The organism is Kocuria sp. TGY1127_2 (assembly GCF_013394385.1).
GTDB lineage: Bacteria > Actinomycetota > Actinomycetes > Actinomycetales > Micrococcaceae > Rothia.
In genome coordinates this window covers 77,454-93,503 of the sequence record NZ_AP022834.1, presented here as the reverse complement: position 1 = coordinate 93,503, position 16,050 = coordinate 77,454, and the positions used below count along the sequence as shown (strand labels likewise).

Sequence of the window (16,050 nt, the reverse complement as noted above, 5' to 3'; positions counted from 1 at the left end):
AAACCGTCCAGACGGTACAGTAATCGTCATCTACTGCCGTGCCGTGAAGGGAAAAGTCATGTCCACCGCCTCAAAGCGCCGTGCCGGGCCTCCGCCGCTGCACGACCGCCGTTGGATCGCGCTCGTCGTCCTGATGCTGCCGGTTCTTCTGGTTGCGGTGGACAACACAGTCTTGGCATTCGCATTACCGCCCATTTCGGCAGCCCTGAACCCAACTGGAACGCAGTTGTTGTGGATCGTCGACGTATATTCTCTGGTTCTGGCGGGTCTTCTGGTTCCGATGGGGAGTTTGGGCGACCGCATAGGTAGGCGTCGTCTCTTGCTGATAGGCAGCACCGGGTTCACTATCATCTCGGTCGCCGCGGCCTTCGCCCCGAGCCCGGGCTGGTTGATCGCAGCACGGGCCGCCATGGGGCTCTTCGGCTCGGTGCTTATGCCGGCCACCCTGTCGCTGATCCGCAATATCTTCGTGGAACCGAATGAACGCCGGAAAGCCATCGCCATTTGGGCGGCAGGATTCTCCGGCGGCGCTGCCCTCGGCCCCATTCTGGGTGGTTTCCTCTTGGAACATTTCTACTGGGGTTCAATCTTCCTCTTGGCCGTACCGATGCTTGTACCGCTCCTCGTCTTCGGTCCGCTTCTGGTTCCCGAGTCCAAGGACCCGAACCCAGGCCGCATCGATATTCCGAGCATTTTCCTGGTCATGGCGACCATGACGCCCCTGGTTTACGGCATCAAGGCGTTCGCGAGCGACGGCTTCGGGATCGACGCCTTGCTGTGCCTCGTCGTGGCGGTGGGTTCGGGCATTTGGTTCGTCCGCCGCCAACTGGGTCGGCACGACCCCATGTTGGACGTCCGCCTCTTCACCAACTCCGTTTTCTCAGGTGCGGTCAGTGCAAACCTGCTGAGCGTGTTTTCCCTCGTCGGATTCTTGTATTTCGTCTCCCAGCATCTACAGCTCATCAGCGGAATGACACCGATGCAGGCCGGCGTCGTCTTGATCCCGGGCCTCGCGGCCACGATCGTCGCGGGACTGGCCGTGGTACCGATAGTTCGTCGTTTCAAGCCGTCGCACGTGGTCGCCGGCGGGCTGACCCTGAATGCCGTGGGGTTCGGAATCATGACCGTCGCGGGTCCGGCGGGATCGGATTTGGGTCTGATCCTGGCCTTTGTGGTCCTTGGCGCCGGAATCGGGGCCGCGGAAACCATTTCGAACGACCTCATTCTGGCCGCGGTCCCGGCGCACAAAGCCGGTGCGGCCTCCGCGATCTCGGAAACTGCCTACGAAACCGGCGCCGTCCTCGGCACCGCGGTATTGGGGTCGATACTCAATGCCGCCTACCGAACCAACGTCACGGTGCCCTCAGAGGTTCCCGAATCCGCTAGGAGCACCGCGAGGGAAACCCTCGGGGGTGCGACCGAAGTCGCCTCCCAGATCGGGGGCCCCGCAGGGGACGCACTGTTGAGGTCCGCTCGCTCTGCTTTCGACTCAGGTGTGGCGCTGACCTCGGGCATCGGCGTCGTGCTGATGATCGCTGCGGCGATCATCGCCCTGCGGACTCTCCGCGACGCGAAGTCCTAGGAGCACTTCGGGCGACACAAGCGTCAGCGTTTCATCCATTGCCACTCAGATACTCACGTGCTGCGTCTTGTCCCTACTCTTCATTGTCAACGGCGGGTCCTTTGAGGATCTTCTCCGCCATACGGCCCTGAAACGCCTTTCGGACTCATTGAAGTCATGATTTCCCTCGGTCTCATCATGCTGGCGTTGCATTTCTGGATAGACGACATGCTCTGGCGGGCTTTGGTTTCCGCGTGCTCAGTACTTCGCGCTCGTGGCATATTCCGCGCTCATGAACTCCGTATTTGCCGTTCTGAGCAAGCGGGAGAACGGAAAATAGGATGAGTCACCTCGGGTCAAGCCGAACAGGCATCGTCCACTTCTCGAGTTGGGTTTTCGCCGCCGAACGGATGGCGGAGGTGGACACCTCGGCGTCGTATTCGACCTATACGTCCTCTCGACGCCGCATCAGCACGCGGGCCAGAATCACCGCCAGTACCAATACGACGGCAAGGTAGAGCACGCTGCCGGAATCGATATCCTGCCCCTCGATCCAGAACGGAGCCAGTGCTTCCGTGAGGCGATAACCAGGAAGCCACGCGGCGATTTCCCGCAGTATTTGGGGGAATGAGGTGGTTGGGAAGAGGACCCCGGAGAGGAACAAGAACGGGAAGAAAATCACCGAGCAGATCGCCTGGGATCCGCGCGGGGTACCGGCCAATGCGGCGATGCACACGCCAAGGGCAAGAAACAGGGCGACGCCGAGCGCAGCCACTCCCAACGCCGCCAATGGAGCCACCGGGAGCTTGACCTGCCAACCCAACTTCAGCGCAAGATATGAGACCGTCCAACCCAAAAGGACCATAAGCAACAAAACTGCGGCGTAGGCACCCATCATCAGCCCCGGACCACCGGGGCGAAGACTGGAGCCGGCAAGCACACGAGATTCGATCATCGAGGCCAGCCCGACACCCATACCGAAGAGCCCGACAATCATCGTGAATATAACCCCCGCGTTCACGCCCAAGGTGTCCACGACTCGGTATCCGGGAAGCTCGTCCCCGATGATTTCATCCCCGAAAGCGAGTGCCTGCACCATGACGATGACGAACGGGACCACGAGATTGAATACCGAAGCCACCGGTTCTCTCACGAAACCGAGAGATTGATTCCGAAATTGCAAAAGAAACGGCTTCATTGTTTCTCCTCTAGTCCATTCGGGCATCGATAAGTATGCAAGTACACGTCGGAAAGGCGCGGCGACCGCTCACGCACCTCGGCCCCATGCGCGGCATCCAAGGCCTGGATCTCGCGCCGCAAGACGTCGACGTCGGTGTACCCCACCAGGGCAGTCCCTCGATCACGACTCAATATTGAGCGGGCCGAGGCGCCCTCGTCGGGCAGTAGGCCCAGAACGGAGGCCGGCATCGAGACCACACCCACCAACCCAGCGGAATGAATAAGGTTGGTGACCGAACCATCCGCCACGATCCTGCCGTCCCTCATGATGATGACGTTGTCCGCGTAATCCTCGGCTTCGGACAAGTCGTGAGTGGTTGCAAGAAGCGTCGTCGAGGTTCCCTGCATAGCCCTCGACAACGACTCCCACAGGGAAAGACGACTTTCCAGGTCGACACCGCTCGTTGGCTCGTCAAGCACGATCAGGTCCGCATCCCCGAACAGACACCCGGCTACCAAAACGCGTTTCTGCTGACCGCCACTGAGCCTCCCGTATCGCCGTTTCAGGAGATCCTGAATGACGAATTGCTCGGCAATGGTCTCAACCGAGTCAGTTCCCTGACCATAGAGGGCAGCAAGGTAGTCGAAGTGCTCACGCACAGTGACCTGCGGGTGAATTGCGCCACCTTGAAGACACACTCGGATGCGCGGACGAAGGGACGGGTCGCCCGGGGCTTTGCCGAGCACTGTGATCTTTCCTCTGGTCGGTGTCCTAAGCCCCACGAGGGACTCGACGGTCGTGGTCTTTCCGCAGCCGTTCGGGCCTACCAGAAAGTACGTGCTCCCTGCGGTCACCGACAAATCCACACCGTGCAGAACCTCGCGCCCTTGATACGTTTTGGTGACGCCGGAGAGTTCGATGACGTTATTCATGGTCGTTTCTTCCATCACGGATACGGGAGGGGCAGGACCTGGCCGTCCTCCTGACGGAGGTCGGCGCGAACGTTGGACAACCTGGGGTGCCCCAGCATCGGACGCGACTGGAGAAATGGCGTCGTCAATTCCGGAACGAAAACCTTAACTACGCTCAGGCTCTTCCAGTCAGGATGCGAGTAATCAAGAATGATCGGGTCAATTCCCGATTGGCTGAGTTCGTCGGTCAGGATCTCCAACCGCTCCGCCGTTGATAGCTTGCTTCTGTGCCGTTGCTCGATGTCGAAGAGTTCTTCACCCGCTATTTCCTCGCCTTTGAAATAGTGGTCCAGATGACGGGCGTTTTGCTCCAAACCGTAGAACCCGATCGCTTGGAAAAATAGCGTCATCTCGCTGAGATGACGGTCTTCGTCCCAGTCGAACATCGTGCGCACGCTGCGCCCGACGGAGGAGCCTGGGGCCACGTTGGCTAGGCTCAGGGTGCTACGCGTCTGTCCGAATTCAGCTGCGGCCTTCCTGACGCCAGTGAAAGCGCTGAGGTCGCATCCCCCACCCGCGCAATAGCGCCGTCTGGACAACCAGTTCTGGAGCCCAACGAAGCTGAATGTGCTCGCACTGCACACGTCAGACGGGTGTCGTAGCAAGAAGGCATGCGAGTGATCGTGTTCAAGGCGATCCGCAAATCCGCCCAAGAGGCCCCGAGTCGTTGCATCGAGAGTTACGACATCAGGTGGATTCGAGGTGTACCACGACACGTTGACTGCGTCCCGTTCGATGACCTCGGTGAGGCCGTGATAGATCGCGTCCCTGTAGGAGACGTGACACGACAACCCTCCCGAGACCGGGTACCCCACCAACTCTTCACCGGGGTCGAAAATGTGCACCATGTCGACCAGCTGCGCTGGGACCCAAATGTCTTCGCGAGAGACCAATCGTCTGCCTCGGACCCACTGGACAGGCACTTCTCGAGTGAAAGGGGCATAAAGAAACCCTTCCGTAGCGTACTGCCACTCGCTGAACAGCGAGACCGCCTCAGGGTCCAGGGCCGGAAGTCCCATATCCTCCAGGTCATCCCAGGAGCCAACGATACGGCGGCTCGGCATTTCCGGAGCCGTCGCCACCAGTCCAGCGACCACACGTTCGAGCGATTCTCCAAGCGTCGACAAAGTAACGTCCGCGATGGCAAACCCCTTGCCTCCGCCGAAGAGGGTATCGTTGACGCCCGGTTCCATGGACGGCTGCCCGTACACGTCTTGCAAAAGGCCGTCGATATCTATTAGCTCCGCGTGTCCGGCATAGCCACCTCCTGCTGGTTCTCCAGACCCCAAAAACGAACTCGCTCTCAGAATGGGTCCATACTGTGGAGTGACGTGGCGCAACATGTCACGCAAGGATGCCACCGAGTTCCCTTCGACGACTCCCGGGAAAGTCGCACCGGGGTTTTCGGGGATGGCCGTGATCCTCATACTTTCCTTTCGTCTGATAGCTGCGTCCTTCGCTGCACATCCTCTTGAACTTCGTTCATTGAACGCCGACATCCGCCCACGACAATCTCCTGCACATGGTGTCGAGCATTGGAAATTGACCAGGTAGGTGCTTCAACCAACAGAGCGTCGAACCGAGATCCGGGGGTTAGCTTCCCCGCGTTTAGCTCAGGGAATGCACGGTATGCGTTTCCTGTGGCTGCGCAGAGAGCGGTATCCGCACCATAGGCCATTTCAAGCAGGCCCATTTCCTCCCACAAGGACCGCCCAGGTATCACCCCGGGCCACCCTGCCGCTGAGGACGCTAAAATTCCTTGCTCGCACGGAAGCATTCCCTCAGGCTCATTCACGGCATCCAATGCAGGGCGTGAACCATACATTCGGTTCAGGACATGTCGAGCCGCGCGCTTAGCAATAAAATTTTGTTCTCCAGCAAAGTTTTCAAGGTAAGGCAGAAAAGCTCGTGCCTCCGTGCAGTCCCCTCGCGCGGCTAGCCCTTCAACCGACCAGAGCTGTCTAGCCAGTAATTGAGGAGCCCACCACGTCCCCCCTCTCCGCTCGATCTCCAGTCCAGGGAGAGTCACTCCGTCACGGTCACGGCTAACTACACGGGGCACGGTTTCCCCCAATGTAGAGTTGACTTCCCGTTCAAGCGAGATAAAACCCGATCCAGCGCTGACTAACCATTCAGCAACATCGTTGACCTCATTGTCCGATACCTCAATATCGCTACGAGACGCAGCACGGCGACAAATCCTCGGCCCACCGGCCAGATAGTTGATTCCGCCGTGACGTTGGAACCACTGACTGGTTTCCCAGGATGATCCCACATCGACAACCGAAGTTACGCCATAGGCGAGACACAAGGAGACAAAGGCTTCCTCAGGAGATCGAACTGTTGTTCCCGTCACCGGTCCCGCAACGTAGCCTTCCGGTCGAACCCCACAATCTACAAGCCCCGGAAGGACCAACGGAACCGACATCGCACCGGGTGATCTCCCCTGTCGAATGTGGTGAATCCGCTCGTCCCCTATCACTGTGACGTCCTCGTGCCATGCGTCTCCATCAAACAGACGTTTAGCGTGAATCGTTATAGGTTCCGGCACTCTGACCGCCTTGACGCGATGATCGACAGGGTGACATTCAGAGCGAGATGCGCAAGAGCAGCGGCTATCCATCCCCCAAAGAGTGCAGCCCAGACGAGAGCTGAGCCTACTATCAGCTTGATAGCGATTTGCCTGAATCCGTAATACCAGTGTGAGATACCGAAGACTACAGCGACCAGGCCAGCAGCGACACTCTTAGGAAGGTCCCAAATATGCCACATGGAGCCCAGGGCCAAAGAACGAAATATGTACTCTTCAAGAACTGCCACGAGGGCTAGGAGGGCAATCTGGTTCACGCCTTGTCGCGCCCACACAGGAAGGGCACCCTCATATTTTTCAGCAGCTTTCCTTCGGGCAAGGTCGTCACGACGTCCAAAGAATAGCCTCTCAGCCACAAGCTCAATGAGAACACTGACCACAAACGCCGACGCGGCCCCACCTAGGATTCGCACTATGGATGGCTCATGGAGAGAGGGGAAGTGAAATGCACGGCTTTCACCCTGTGCTATCGATCCTACGACGGCGATGACCGCCAGTGTCCCGATCCACCATATGAATCCGGAGCTCTTGAATTTCTCCATCCCCCCGGGCCGGCGACGGGCTACCGGGTATCCGATGAACCCCATCGCAGCGATCTGAATAACTGGTGCGGCAAGCGGAATAATACCAATGAAGTGCTCCGTCATCATGTACGGGATCCAATCGCAATACTTACCAAGGGAATCTGTTCTGGTTCCAAAACAAGAGTCTCGGACAGCAGGGCTACAGGCAATGAACCGAGAATGCAGGCACGGGTCTCCAACGCCGTAGCCACCAACTCAAGATGACCGGCCGCGACACCCGCGTCGGTCAAGCAGAGTTTTGAAGCCATAACACCGTATTTTCGGTCCACCCGTTCCGGGTTGCCGACCAGCACAACTATCGCGGCGGCTTTCTCCAGCCAAGTCATCGAAGGCAACGCGGCCGCGATTTTTTCAGTTACTGCCCCGATAAATGTCTGGACTAACCCCCGCTGATAGTCGTAGTAATAACTGCCTTCTGCGAGACCGTTCACGTTAAGCGCAAGACAGTAACCGTCTACCGAGGCCAGCCCTCCGGCAGAGGCACAATATCGGAGCGGAGCACCACGCCAGTCGTAAGCTATCGTTTCTTCACGTTGCCCCAGAGTCCAGGCCAGTATCGAAGTCATAATATCCAGGGAGAGCGGAGAATCCCCGAAATCTCGCCGCGAAGCCCGCGCCTTCACCACGTCGAAGAATCCGTGGCTCGACTGCATTTTGGGACCGGGTCCTGCAACGGATTCGCCCTCAATGACCCGGCGATAGGTGGGTGGTGTCGGAAACGATGACTTCGGCTCTGAGACCAAACCGGTGACCATATGCAGGATCTTTCCTGTCATGGTCTCGTGGTCAATGTCGTTTTCGCGAGCAATGATCTCTAGTGACTCGGCCAGGCGAGCGGACCGGTCAAACGCATCATTCTCATGCATTGACGGTTCCTTCCGTCTTGCACATGCCTGAATCCCGTTGATAAGCCAGACACATCGGGGCCCGCTCCACACCATCGAGGGAAAGGACTGAGCAGAGCGCATCGTCGTAGAACTCAGTGGTCCAATCCCACCAGACGGAGTTTGAGCGCGACAACCGAGTCTTAAGCCATTCCTGAGCAACACCTGCTTCGAGAAGTGCTCGTCGAAAACCTCGCAAACCACCGAAAGCGGCAAGGCGCCCCGGGACACTGGAGACGATCAAAATCGCACCAGTTGTCCCCTCGTCGAAAGTACCGAAAGGCGCCACTCTCTGCGAGAACAGCTGTCCGAGGTCATCTGAGCTCAAGGCACGGTACCGGACGAACTGCTGATTCATGAGGACGTAACAGATCCTGCCAACGACCAGATATATCTCGGTCGACATTCGCCATTCCTCGTAAGGCAAAGGAAATTGTTTAACGGAGAAACCGAGAATCCGTGCCACGTCGTCTTCACTCAGAGCGCCATGCCCTTCCGGACCTCCTGGGCCTGAACCCGCGAAAGGTTTATGCAAGGTATCCGCCAGCCACTGTCCGATCTCCCGAACCGATTCAGCCGGAATCAGTCGCGTTGATCGCACCGGCTGATCAGTGACCTGGGCGTTCTGAAGTAAAGTGTCTCCCAGGCGTGCGACGGGATCCCAATCGTTCATCCTCTCAAGCCATACCGCATCGGGGGTTTTCCGGGCGCAGAGGGAAACCTGTTCATTGAGGACTCTCTCATCTTCATGCATGATAAGTCTCCACTTAGTACAACGGGTTTCGTGCCATGGGTTGCATTGGCATGCAGATCGGACACCGTGGTAGACGCATCACTGAGTGGTTCGAAAGCTCTGACGTGGTTGCTCGACCATGAAGGACCACGCCCCCGCGACTACTCGTACCCCTCAGGGAAAGTTCAAGCAATGCGGGTGCGAGGGTGGCCGCAAACGCCTCTGCTGCGACATGCTTATGCTCGCGGGACGGTGATACCGCATCTGAATTCCCACGCTGTCTTACACGCAACAGAGTCTCGTACTGTTCCCGATCTGCGCTTGAACGAGCCCACTGTCGTTCTGTTTCCCACATACACGCTGTTTTTCCAGGGACAACGTAAGGGCCGACGGTGTAGTCCGACCCATCGATGCTGGCGTAAAACACAGGAAGTCGGTTCCTTATTGCGTCCCGATTGAAGATCATCAACCCAGTACGTGCATAGGACTCACCGATGAACACTATGCCCTGGCGAGGTGCATCAGGGCTGTGCGGGGGAGTGTCGGCGACCGGTTCAATGTCACCCAAACCCACGTCCTCGGGGTTCGTGAGACGCAACGGTATGCCCCACGAACTTGCAACCTGAAGAAATGGGCTCGCATCTATTTCAGCGGCGACGGTTAATTCGGACAGGAGCCTCGGATCCGGCAGCTCACCGTAACGAACGAAGGTTGTCCAAGCTCCGTCGCTCTCCGGCAGAGATTCGTCATCAAGTCGCTCAATAGCGCCACCCGACTCCATCTCGAGAAGCATTGATTTCAGGTCATCGACCCCTATTTCTTCTCGAAGATCCTTGGATAATTCTTCAGCGCTCCGCGCCGAATGGCGCAGTTCTGCAACAATCCGCGCAGTCAATCCTCGTCGCAGAGGATCGTTAATCAACAAACTGAACCCCTCGAGGGCTCCCCCTTTGACAAGAACCTCATGGGGTGACTGGGGTATGTAGGTTGCTGAAGGAATGAGGGAATACCGATGACCCACTTTTTCCTGCTTCTCTCAATGGCCGTGCCGCAAGGCCACCACCGACGAGTTGTCGATGTGACCCTTACGAATGAAAAACAAGACCGAATGCGCCCGCAGTACGCAATGGCAGCGGGCGCACTGGCACTACGCGACAGCTAGGAGTCCACCGGTCAGTTCCGCGGCGTCTAGCGTGGAACATGCCGCTTCTGCGCCACCAACCGCAGAACAACAGCAGCAACTACATGTCCAGCAGTGACAGCACGAGCTACAGCAGGCAGCAGCCGGTATGAGGCTAGAAGCAGAACGGAGGGCATCGGATCCAATGATTGAAACCTGCACAAGCTATCCTTCCCTTAGTATTGGCCGGGTGTTACCTAAGTACTTCAGGTAAGCCGTATGTTAATAGCTGGTTCTTCAAAATCTGTACATTACGCATCGTTACGCTCTGCGGCCGGGCGGCCAGGCTCACGTTCATCCGCGCGGTAAGCCTGGTCGCCGTTGTCACCTTGCCGCTCAGGGAATGGTCTCGGAGGGGAGCGGCGTCGCCGTCTTCTCCGAGATCTGCGCCGCATTCAACCCGGAAACGCACAGAACCCCGACGGCCGAACTAGGGGCCCGGAAGGAATCGGCGTAGGGCGATCAGCTCAGATGAGGGAAGGCTTCACCCACGAACAGGCATCGTCCACGTTTTGAGTTGGGTTTTCGCCGCCGAACGGATGGCGAAGGCGGACACTTCGGCATCGCACTCGAAGTTCTCGATCTCCACGGCCCCTGCTTTCGCCCGTGCCGCGACCCGGCCGACCAGCCGGCGCCCCGCCAGGATGGGCATCGAAAAATACCTGAACTCCCGCGCCGTAGACGGCTTGTAGGCTTCCAAAAGACAATGCTTTCCGAACACGTCACGCAGCCTCGCCCGCGTCCTGATCAGGGAGTCAAAGGGAGACAACACCGTCACGGCCAACGACGGCCCGGAAGACTGACCTTCCGTCACCTCAGCAAGCGCTTCCGGGTCAACGAACCAAACACCCTTGGATCCTTCAACCCGTATGCGCTGGTATCCGGCGTCGTCGGCTACGGCCGCAACGTCCACGTCGCCAGGGATGCGGAAATAGTCCCCGACGTCATTGACCGCGGCTCTCCCCAGCCCGCCCCCCCCCGGTTGGATCACGGTCACAGAGGCACGGCACTGCTCCCCCGGGCGCCGCCCCCCCCCACCCGATGAAATAGGCTCGTGACAGGCCAACATCCTCCGTAAAACGTTGAACCCGCACCGATCCCGAAAGGAACCCTTGGAGTCACCCGTACGTAAGTACCTGCACCAGCTCTACAAAGAGACGACCGACATGGACGGGGGTGAACTCGCCGATTACATTCCAGAACTGGCCAAAGCCGATCCGGACGTTTTCGCGATCGCCCTCACGACGATCGACGGTCGCACCTATTCCGTGGGCGAGGACGAACGAGAGTTCACCATCCAGTCGATTTCCAAGCCCTTCTCCTACGCCGCCGCGCTCACGGACCGTGGCCTGGAGGCCATCGCCGCCAAGGTCGGCGTGGAGCCCACGGGCGAGGCCTTCAATGAGCTGTCTCTTGAAAAAGGCACGAACCGGCCGAAGAATCCCATGATCAATGCTGGTGCCATCACGATTCACAGTATGCTCGCCGACGCCGGATCCTCGCTCGAGGAACGGGCCGACCACACCGTCGAGTTTTTCTCTCGTCTCGCAGGGCGCAAGCTGGAGATGGATCATTCCGTCTTCCGGTCCGAGCTGGAAACGGCCGACCGGAACTTCGCCCTGGCGCACATGCTCAGGAATTTAGGCGTCTTCGAGGAGCACGCCCACCAAGCGGTCGCCGGATACGTCGCGCAGTGCGCTATCAAGGTCAATGTGCGGGACCTGGCTGTCATGGGCGCCACTCTGGCCAACCGCGGCTTGCACCCCTTCACCGGCGAGCGCGTAGCGAGTCGCGAAGTCGCACGGCAGGTCCTAGCCGTCATGGTCTCCGCCGGAATGTACGACGCCTCCGGAACCTGGTTCTCGGATGTCGGCATCCCTGCCAAATCCGGGGTCTCCGGCGGGATCCTCGGCGTCCTGCCTGGCCAGGTCGGCATCGGAGTCTTCTCCCCACGACTGGATTCCAAGGGGAACAGCGTCCGCGGAGTCAATGTCTTCAATAAACTCTCCCAGGACATGGGCCTCCACTTGCTCGACGCCGGAATTTTCGGTTCGAACACAATCCGTTCGGTCAGCGAAGGCGAGGATGAGACCGTAGTCCGTCTCCAGGGGGTCATCCAGTTCTCGGGGGCCGAGGCCATCCTCCACCGCATGGCAAACTTGGAATGCGATCCGGGGACCATGGTCTTTGACCTGACCAAAGTCACTCGACTGGACGAGATGGCCCGGCGCATGTTCCTCGAGGGCCTGCGGCGCCTCACGGCAGACGGGCACCGCGTCGAACTCATCGACCCCGACGATGTCCTCCCCGACCCGGACTTGGGCGGAAATACCTATCCGATTCAGCGGGAGACGACGTAGCCTCGGGACCGGTCTTTCTGGGACCGCACCGACGACCTTCGAGTAGCCCCTCACGAGAAAGGCTGTTCATGAGCGAGAAAACACGCAAGAAGACCCTCGGGTTCTTCACTCGACTCCTCGAAGACGTGAGCCCGCAAGAGCGGTACACATCCGCCTTGGAGCAGATCGACGCCGCGGAACGTCTGGGATTCCACAGCGCATGGGTTGCCCAACATCATTTCCACGAGAACGAAGGCGGGTTGCCCTCGCCGTTAGTCCTGCTTTCTGCCGCGGCGGAACGGACCGCCCGCATTCACCTGGCTACGGGCGTCATCACACTGCCCATGGAAGATCCCGTTCGGGTCGCGGAAGACGCCGCCGTGGTGGACGCTCTGTCCGGCGGAAGGCTCCAGATCGGCCTGGGCTCGGGCGGAAATCCGCGTTCCTTCCCGGCGTTCGGACGGTCCTTCGAAGACAGAGGCGAGATCTTCGCTTCCCATCTCGAGACTTTGGAAACCTTGTGGCGAGGGGGAGAGATCGACGGCGGAAACAGGCTGTACCCCGCCGCGCCCGGACTTCTCGACCGTTTGTGGCAGGCGAGTTTCGGCTCTTTCGGGGCGGGTATCGCAGGTTCCCGAGGGGACGGGCTCATGCTCTCCCGAACTCAGCCCCGGCCAGGCAGAACGGATGCGCCGCTGAGTGAGATTCAGGTGCCGGTGGTCGAGACGTACCTCGCCGAACTTCCCCAAGGCACGGCTCCTCGCGTCATGGCTTCTCGGACGGCCATCGCGGTAGACAAGGAAAACCGTTCGGATTTGGTCCGCCGAACGGCAGAAAAACTTCGCCGCGGGGAAGCCGATCGCCTGGTGGGGTATGACACCTCGGGCCTTTCCGATGAGGAACTCCTGGTTGCCACGGACACTTACCTCGGCACTCCGGATGAGATCGTGGCACGCCTTCGGGACGACGTCGTCGTCCGGGATTACGCAACCCAGGTCGCCTTCCAGGTCCATTCCGCGCCGGCGACTCACAAGGAGACCCTGCGCTCACTCGAGCTGCTGGCAACCGAAGTCGCGCCCGCCCTCGGAATCTGAAGTCCTCGGGACGGGCACGGCGTCACTCACCGGATCGGTTCAAGGCCCGCTCCAGGTCGGAAATCAGGTCCTCGACATCCTCGATGCCTACCGAGAGCCGCACGACGTCGCTCGGTGGGGCCTCCGGCGTGCCCCTCGTGGAGCCGTGGGTCATCGTCACCGGATGGGAGATCAGCGATTCAACACCGCCCAGGCTGACGGACAGACCGAAGACGTCCGTGGACTCCGCGACCTTCCGCGCCGCGGTCTCTCCACCTTTGACGCGGAACGATACGATCCCTCCGAACCCTGACATCTGCCGTTTGGCTACAGCGTGACCCGGGTGATCGGCGAGGCCAGGATAATACACGCGCTCCACGCCTTCATGCTCCCGCAGCCACTCGGCGACCGTCTGGGCGTTCTCGCAATGTTGCCGGATCCGAACCCCCAGGGTCTTGAGACCGCGCGCGGTAAGGAACGCATCTTGGGGACCTGCCACCGCACCCCCAGCGAATTGCTGGAATTGCAGGAGATCGGCCAGGGGTTGATCTTCCCACAGTGCATCGCCGACCACGAGGGCTCCGCCCAGCACGTCCGAGTGACCACCGATGTATTTGGTGGTCGAATGCACCACGACGTCGGCGCCCAGCGTCAGCGGATTCTGCAACGCCGGTGAAGCGAAGGTGTTGTCCACAACCAACAACGCGCCTCCGGCATGGGCTGCTTCCGCCCATTCCTGGATATCCACGATGGTCAGCAATGGGTTCGTCGGCGTCTCCAACCAAACAACCCGTGCTTCCGGATCGCACAGAATCCGGTCCCGCACATCGGTCTGTTGAGGCGACACGAAGGTCGTTTCGACTCCCCATCGGGCATACAACTGGCTGAGGAGTCGGTGCGTTCCTCCGTAGGTCTCCGCCCCGGCCACAACTTTGTTCCCCGGTCGCAAGGTCGCACGCAACAGGGCGTCCTCGGCAGCAATCCCTGAAGCGAAAGCGAAGGCGTGTGTACCGTTTTCGACGGCCGCGAGCTGGACCTCCAAAGCACTCCGAGTGGGGTTTCCCCCTCGCGAGTACTCATATCCGCTCTTGAGCGTCTCCACTCCGTCTTGGGTGAAGGTCGACGTCTGGTAAATGGGAGGAATCACGGCGCCGGTGTGAGGGTCCGGTTCCTGGCCCGCGTGAACGGCTGCCGTTCTGAACCCCGGACGGGTCGAATTCACTCGATCGGTTGTGGGTCCCGGCTTGAACTCGGTGGATTCTTCGACTGCAGTCATACCTGAGCAGCCTCCTTCTCTCGCGTGAGAGCCGTCGCCCGGCTCAGGGTCTGGCTGGATGTGGACAAGGAACCGAGCGCTGCGGAGAGATCATCCCAGAGATCGTCGACCTCTTCACGACCCAGCGCCAGCCGAACGGTCTGTTCGGTGATGTCCCCGGCCTCTCTGAGCTCGGGGGTAAGACGACAATGGGTGGTCCACGCGGGATGCGTTGCCATGGATCGAGCGTCGCCCAGGTTGGCAGCGAGCTTGAACAGCTTCAAATTGTCGAAGAATTCCTCCACCTGCGATGTGTTGCCCGCGATGTCGAAGGACAAGACCGCTCCGGTGCCGCGCGGAAAGTCTCGTTCGGCGATGGCCGCATCCGGCGACCCAGGAAGGCTCGGATGCCGGACACGGCACACGCGAGGATGAGTCGCCAGTCGACGCGCGATCTCCTCGGCCACACGGCAATGGCGCTCAACCCGGATGTCGAGGGTCTCGATGCCTTCAAGGGCTTGTTGCGCATTCCACGGAGCCAGGCTCGGGCCCAAGTCGTTGAGCAATTGTGCGCGAACGAGGTGGAGGAACGCTCCGTGATCGCCGTGCCCCTCGACCAGGGATCTGTTCCCGAATCTCCTCCGCGGAGCCGTAAGCTGCGGCCATCGGATGGCGTCCTCGCTCGGGGTCAGCCGGCCGGTGTCGACGATGATTCCCGCAAGCGCCGTTCCATTTCCGGTCAGGTATTTCGTGACGGAATGGACTACGACGTCGGCACCCAATTTCCCGGGCTGCAGGAGATATGGCGTCGCGAGAGTGTTGTCGACGATCAGGGCGGCGCCCGCGGTATGCGCAATGTCCGCGAGCGCGGGGATATCGGGAAGGTCAGCATGCGGGTTTCCGATGGACTCCACGACGAACGCGCGAGTGCGCGCCGTGACGGCATTTTCCCATTCCTCGGGTCGATGCGGGTTGACCCACGTGACCTCGATGCCCGCCTCGGCGAGAGTGTCGTTGAGCAAATCGGCAGTGCCACCGTAAATTCGGTTGGATGCCACCACATGGCCGGCGGGGATCTCCGGGTGGGGCTCGCCGTCCTCGCTCTGACCTGATCGACCGGCCAGGGCAAGAAGGGTGAGCGTTGTTGCCGCTTGGCCGGAAGCGGTGGCGACGGCACCGACGCCCCCTTCGAGTTCCGCGAGCCGACGCTCGAGCAAACCCACCGTAGGACTGCCGGTGCGTGAGTACGTGAATCCGGGTTCTCTCTGGCCGAAGCATTCACGTGCGTCGCGCAACGTCTCGAATTCGTAAGAGGCCGTCAGGTACAAAGGCGGATGCACAGGTCGGGCAGCCGGCGGATTGGCCGTACCCCCGTGCACTTGCACCGTACCGATTCCGGGTGCCGGGTTGTTATCAGCTGACATCGTGATCCCCTCGAAGGCGGGGCGCCGAGTTCGCCTCGTAACGCCGTGCTTGCCGGGGAGCGGTATGCTCCCGACCGGATCTTCATCTGGGGCACCCCATCACAGCGGAAAGGGTTGCCGACCGGCCAGCCAGAGCTTCACAACCGGTACTCGTGATCCTGATTCAGAAACCTACAGCCTTCCCACCAACCTCGAAAGGACATGACGCACGGTTCAGACAGATCGTCATATGAAGGTAATCCACCTGCCGGGAAACGTCATATGACCTGGCGAGAC

The 16,050-nt window shown here is 59.9% G+C and carries 13 protein-coding genes and 1 riboswitch; of the genes, 3 read left to right on the top strand and 10 right to left on the bottom strand.

Going from position 1 to position 16,050, the window contains the following annotated elements; translation table 11 throughout:
* The first annotated feature begins 58 nt into the window (after positions 1 to 58).
* Positions 59 to 1,582: an MFS transporter gene (locus sake_RS00420; RefSeq protein ID WP_178945206.1), complete on the top strand. Its 1,524-nt coding sequence runs from the start codon at positions 59 to 61 to the stop codon at positions 1,580 to 1,582.
* 424 nt (positions 1,583 to 2,006) lie between these two features.
* On the opposite strand, the gene sake_RS00415 is transcribed toward sake_RS00420, so the two are convergent.
* From sake_RS00415 to sake_RS00380, 8 genes are all read right to left on the bottom strand, one after another.
* The gene (locus sake_RS00415; RefSeq protein WP_165000916.1) at positions 2,007 to 2,759 is read right to left on the bottom strand and encodes an ABC transporter permease; all 753 of its coding nucleotides are present in this window, start codon (positions 2,757 to 2,759) and stop codon (positions 2,007 to 2,009) included.
* Positions 2,756 to 3,673 carry an ABC transporter ATP-binding protein gene (locus tag sake_RS00410; RefSeq protein WP_165000915.1) on the bottom strand — a complete coding sequence of 306 codons (918 nt, stop codon included), beginning with the start codon at positions 3,671 to 3,673 and terminating at the stop codon, positions 2,756 to 2,758. The genes sake_RS00415 and sake_RS00410 overlap by 4 nt, the downstream gene beginning before the upstream one ends.
* 14 nt (positions 3,674 to 3,687) lie before the next feature.
* Positions 3,688 to 5,139, bottom strand: coding sequence for a YcaO-like family protein (locus sake_RS00405; RefSeq protein ID WP_178945205.1), 1,452 nt, complete (start codon positions 5,137 to 5,139; stop codon positions 3,688 to 3,690).
* 1,108 nt (positions 5,140 to 6,247) lie between these two features.
* On the bottom strand, positions 6,248 to 6,952 hold the full coding sequence (locus tag sake_RS00400) for a CPBP family intramembrane glutamic endopeptidase (protein ID WP_178945204.1): 705 nt from the start codon (positions 6,950 to 6,952) through the stop codon (positions 6,248 to 6,250).
* The gene (locus sake_RS00395) at positions 6,949 to 7,752 is read right to left on the bottom strand and encodes a SagB/ThcOx family dehydrogenase (protein WP_178945203.1); all 804 of its coding nucleotides are present in this window, start codon (positions 7,750 to 7,752) and stop codon (positions 6,949 to 6,951) included. The genes sake_RS00400 and sake_RS00395 overlap by 4 nt, the downstream gene beginning before the upstream one ends.
* Positions 7,745 to 8,524 carry a hypothetical protein gene (locus sake_RS00390; RefSeq protein WP_129358340.1) on the bottom strand — a complete coding sequence of 260 codons (780 nt, stop codon included), beginning with the start codon at positions 8,522 to 8,524 and terminating at the stop codon, positions 7,745 to 7,747. The genes sake_RS00395 and sake_RS00390 overlap by 8 nt, the downstream gene beginning before the upstream one ends.
* 13 nt (positions 8,525 to 8,537) lie before the next feature.
* On the bottom strand, positions 8,538 to 8,969 hold the full coding sequence (locus tag sake_RS13580; protein WP_366150730.1) for a TOMM precursor leader peptide-binding protein: 432 nt from the start codon (positions 8,967 to 8,969) through the stop codon (positions 8,538 to 8,540).
* 1,198 nt (positions 8,970 to 10,167) lie between these two features.
* Entirely contained in the window at positions 10,168 to 10,674 is a 507-nt protein-coding gene (locus sake_RS00380; RefSeq protein ID WP_178945201.1) for a DNA glycosylase AlkZ-like family protein, read from the bottom strand.
* Positions 10,675 to 10,795: 121 nt separating this feature from the next.
* Between sake_RS00380 and sake_RS00375 the strand changes: the two genes are divergently transcribed.
* A complete protein-coding gene (locus tag sake_RS00375) occupies positions 10,796 to 12,043 on the top strand; it encodes a glutaminase (RefSeq protein ID WP_129358337.1) in 1,248 nt (415 codons plus the stop codon).
* Positions 12,044 to 12,111: 68 nt separating this feature from the next.
* Complete coding sequence (locus sake_RS00370; protein WP_178945200.1) at positions 12,112 to 13,116, top strand: putative FMN-dependent luciferase-like monooxygenase; 1,005 nt, start codon at positions 12,112 to 12,114, stop codon at positions 13,114 to 13,116.
* A 22-nt stretch (positions 13,117 to 13,138) separates the two neighbouring features.
* On the opposite strand, the gene sake_RS00365 is transcribed toward sake_RS00370, so the two are convergent.
* Together sake_RS00365 and sake_RS00360 are read right to left on the bottom strand one after the other, a co-directional pair.
* Positions 13,139 to 14,371 (bottom strand): cystathionine gamma-synthase, encoded by a 1,233-nt coding sequence (locus sake_RS00365; protein ID WP_178945199.1) that lies wholly within the window; start codon positions 14,369 to 14,371, stop codon positions 13,139 to 13,141.
* On the bottom strand, positions 14,368 to 15,774 hold the full coding sequence (locus sake_RS00360) for an O-acetylhomoserine aminocarboxypropyltransferase/cysteine synthase family protein (RefSeq protein WP_129358334.1): 1,407 nt from the start codon (positions 15,772 to 15,774) through the stop codon (positions 14,368 to 14,370). The genes sake_RS00365 and sake_RS00360 overlap by 4 nt, the downstream gene beginning before the upstream one ends.
* A 40-nt stretch (positions 15,775 to 15,814) precedes the next feature.
* Positions 15,815 to 15,932, bottom strand: a riboswitch (SAM riboswitch).
* Between the last annotated feature and the right edge of the window lie 118 nt (positions 15,933 to 16,050).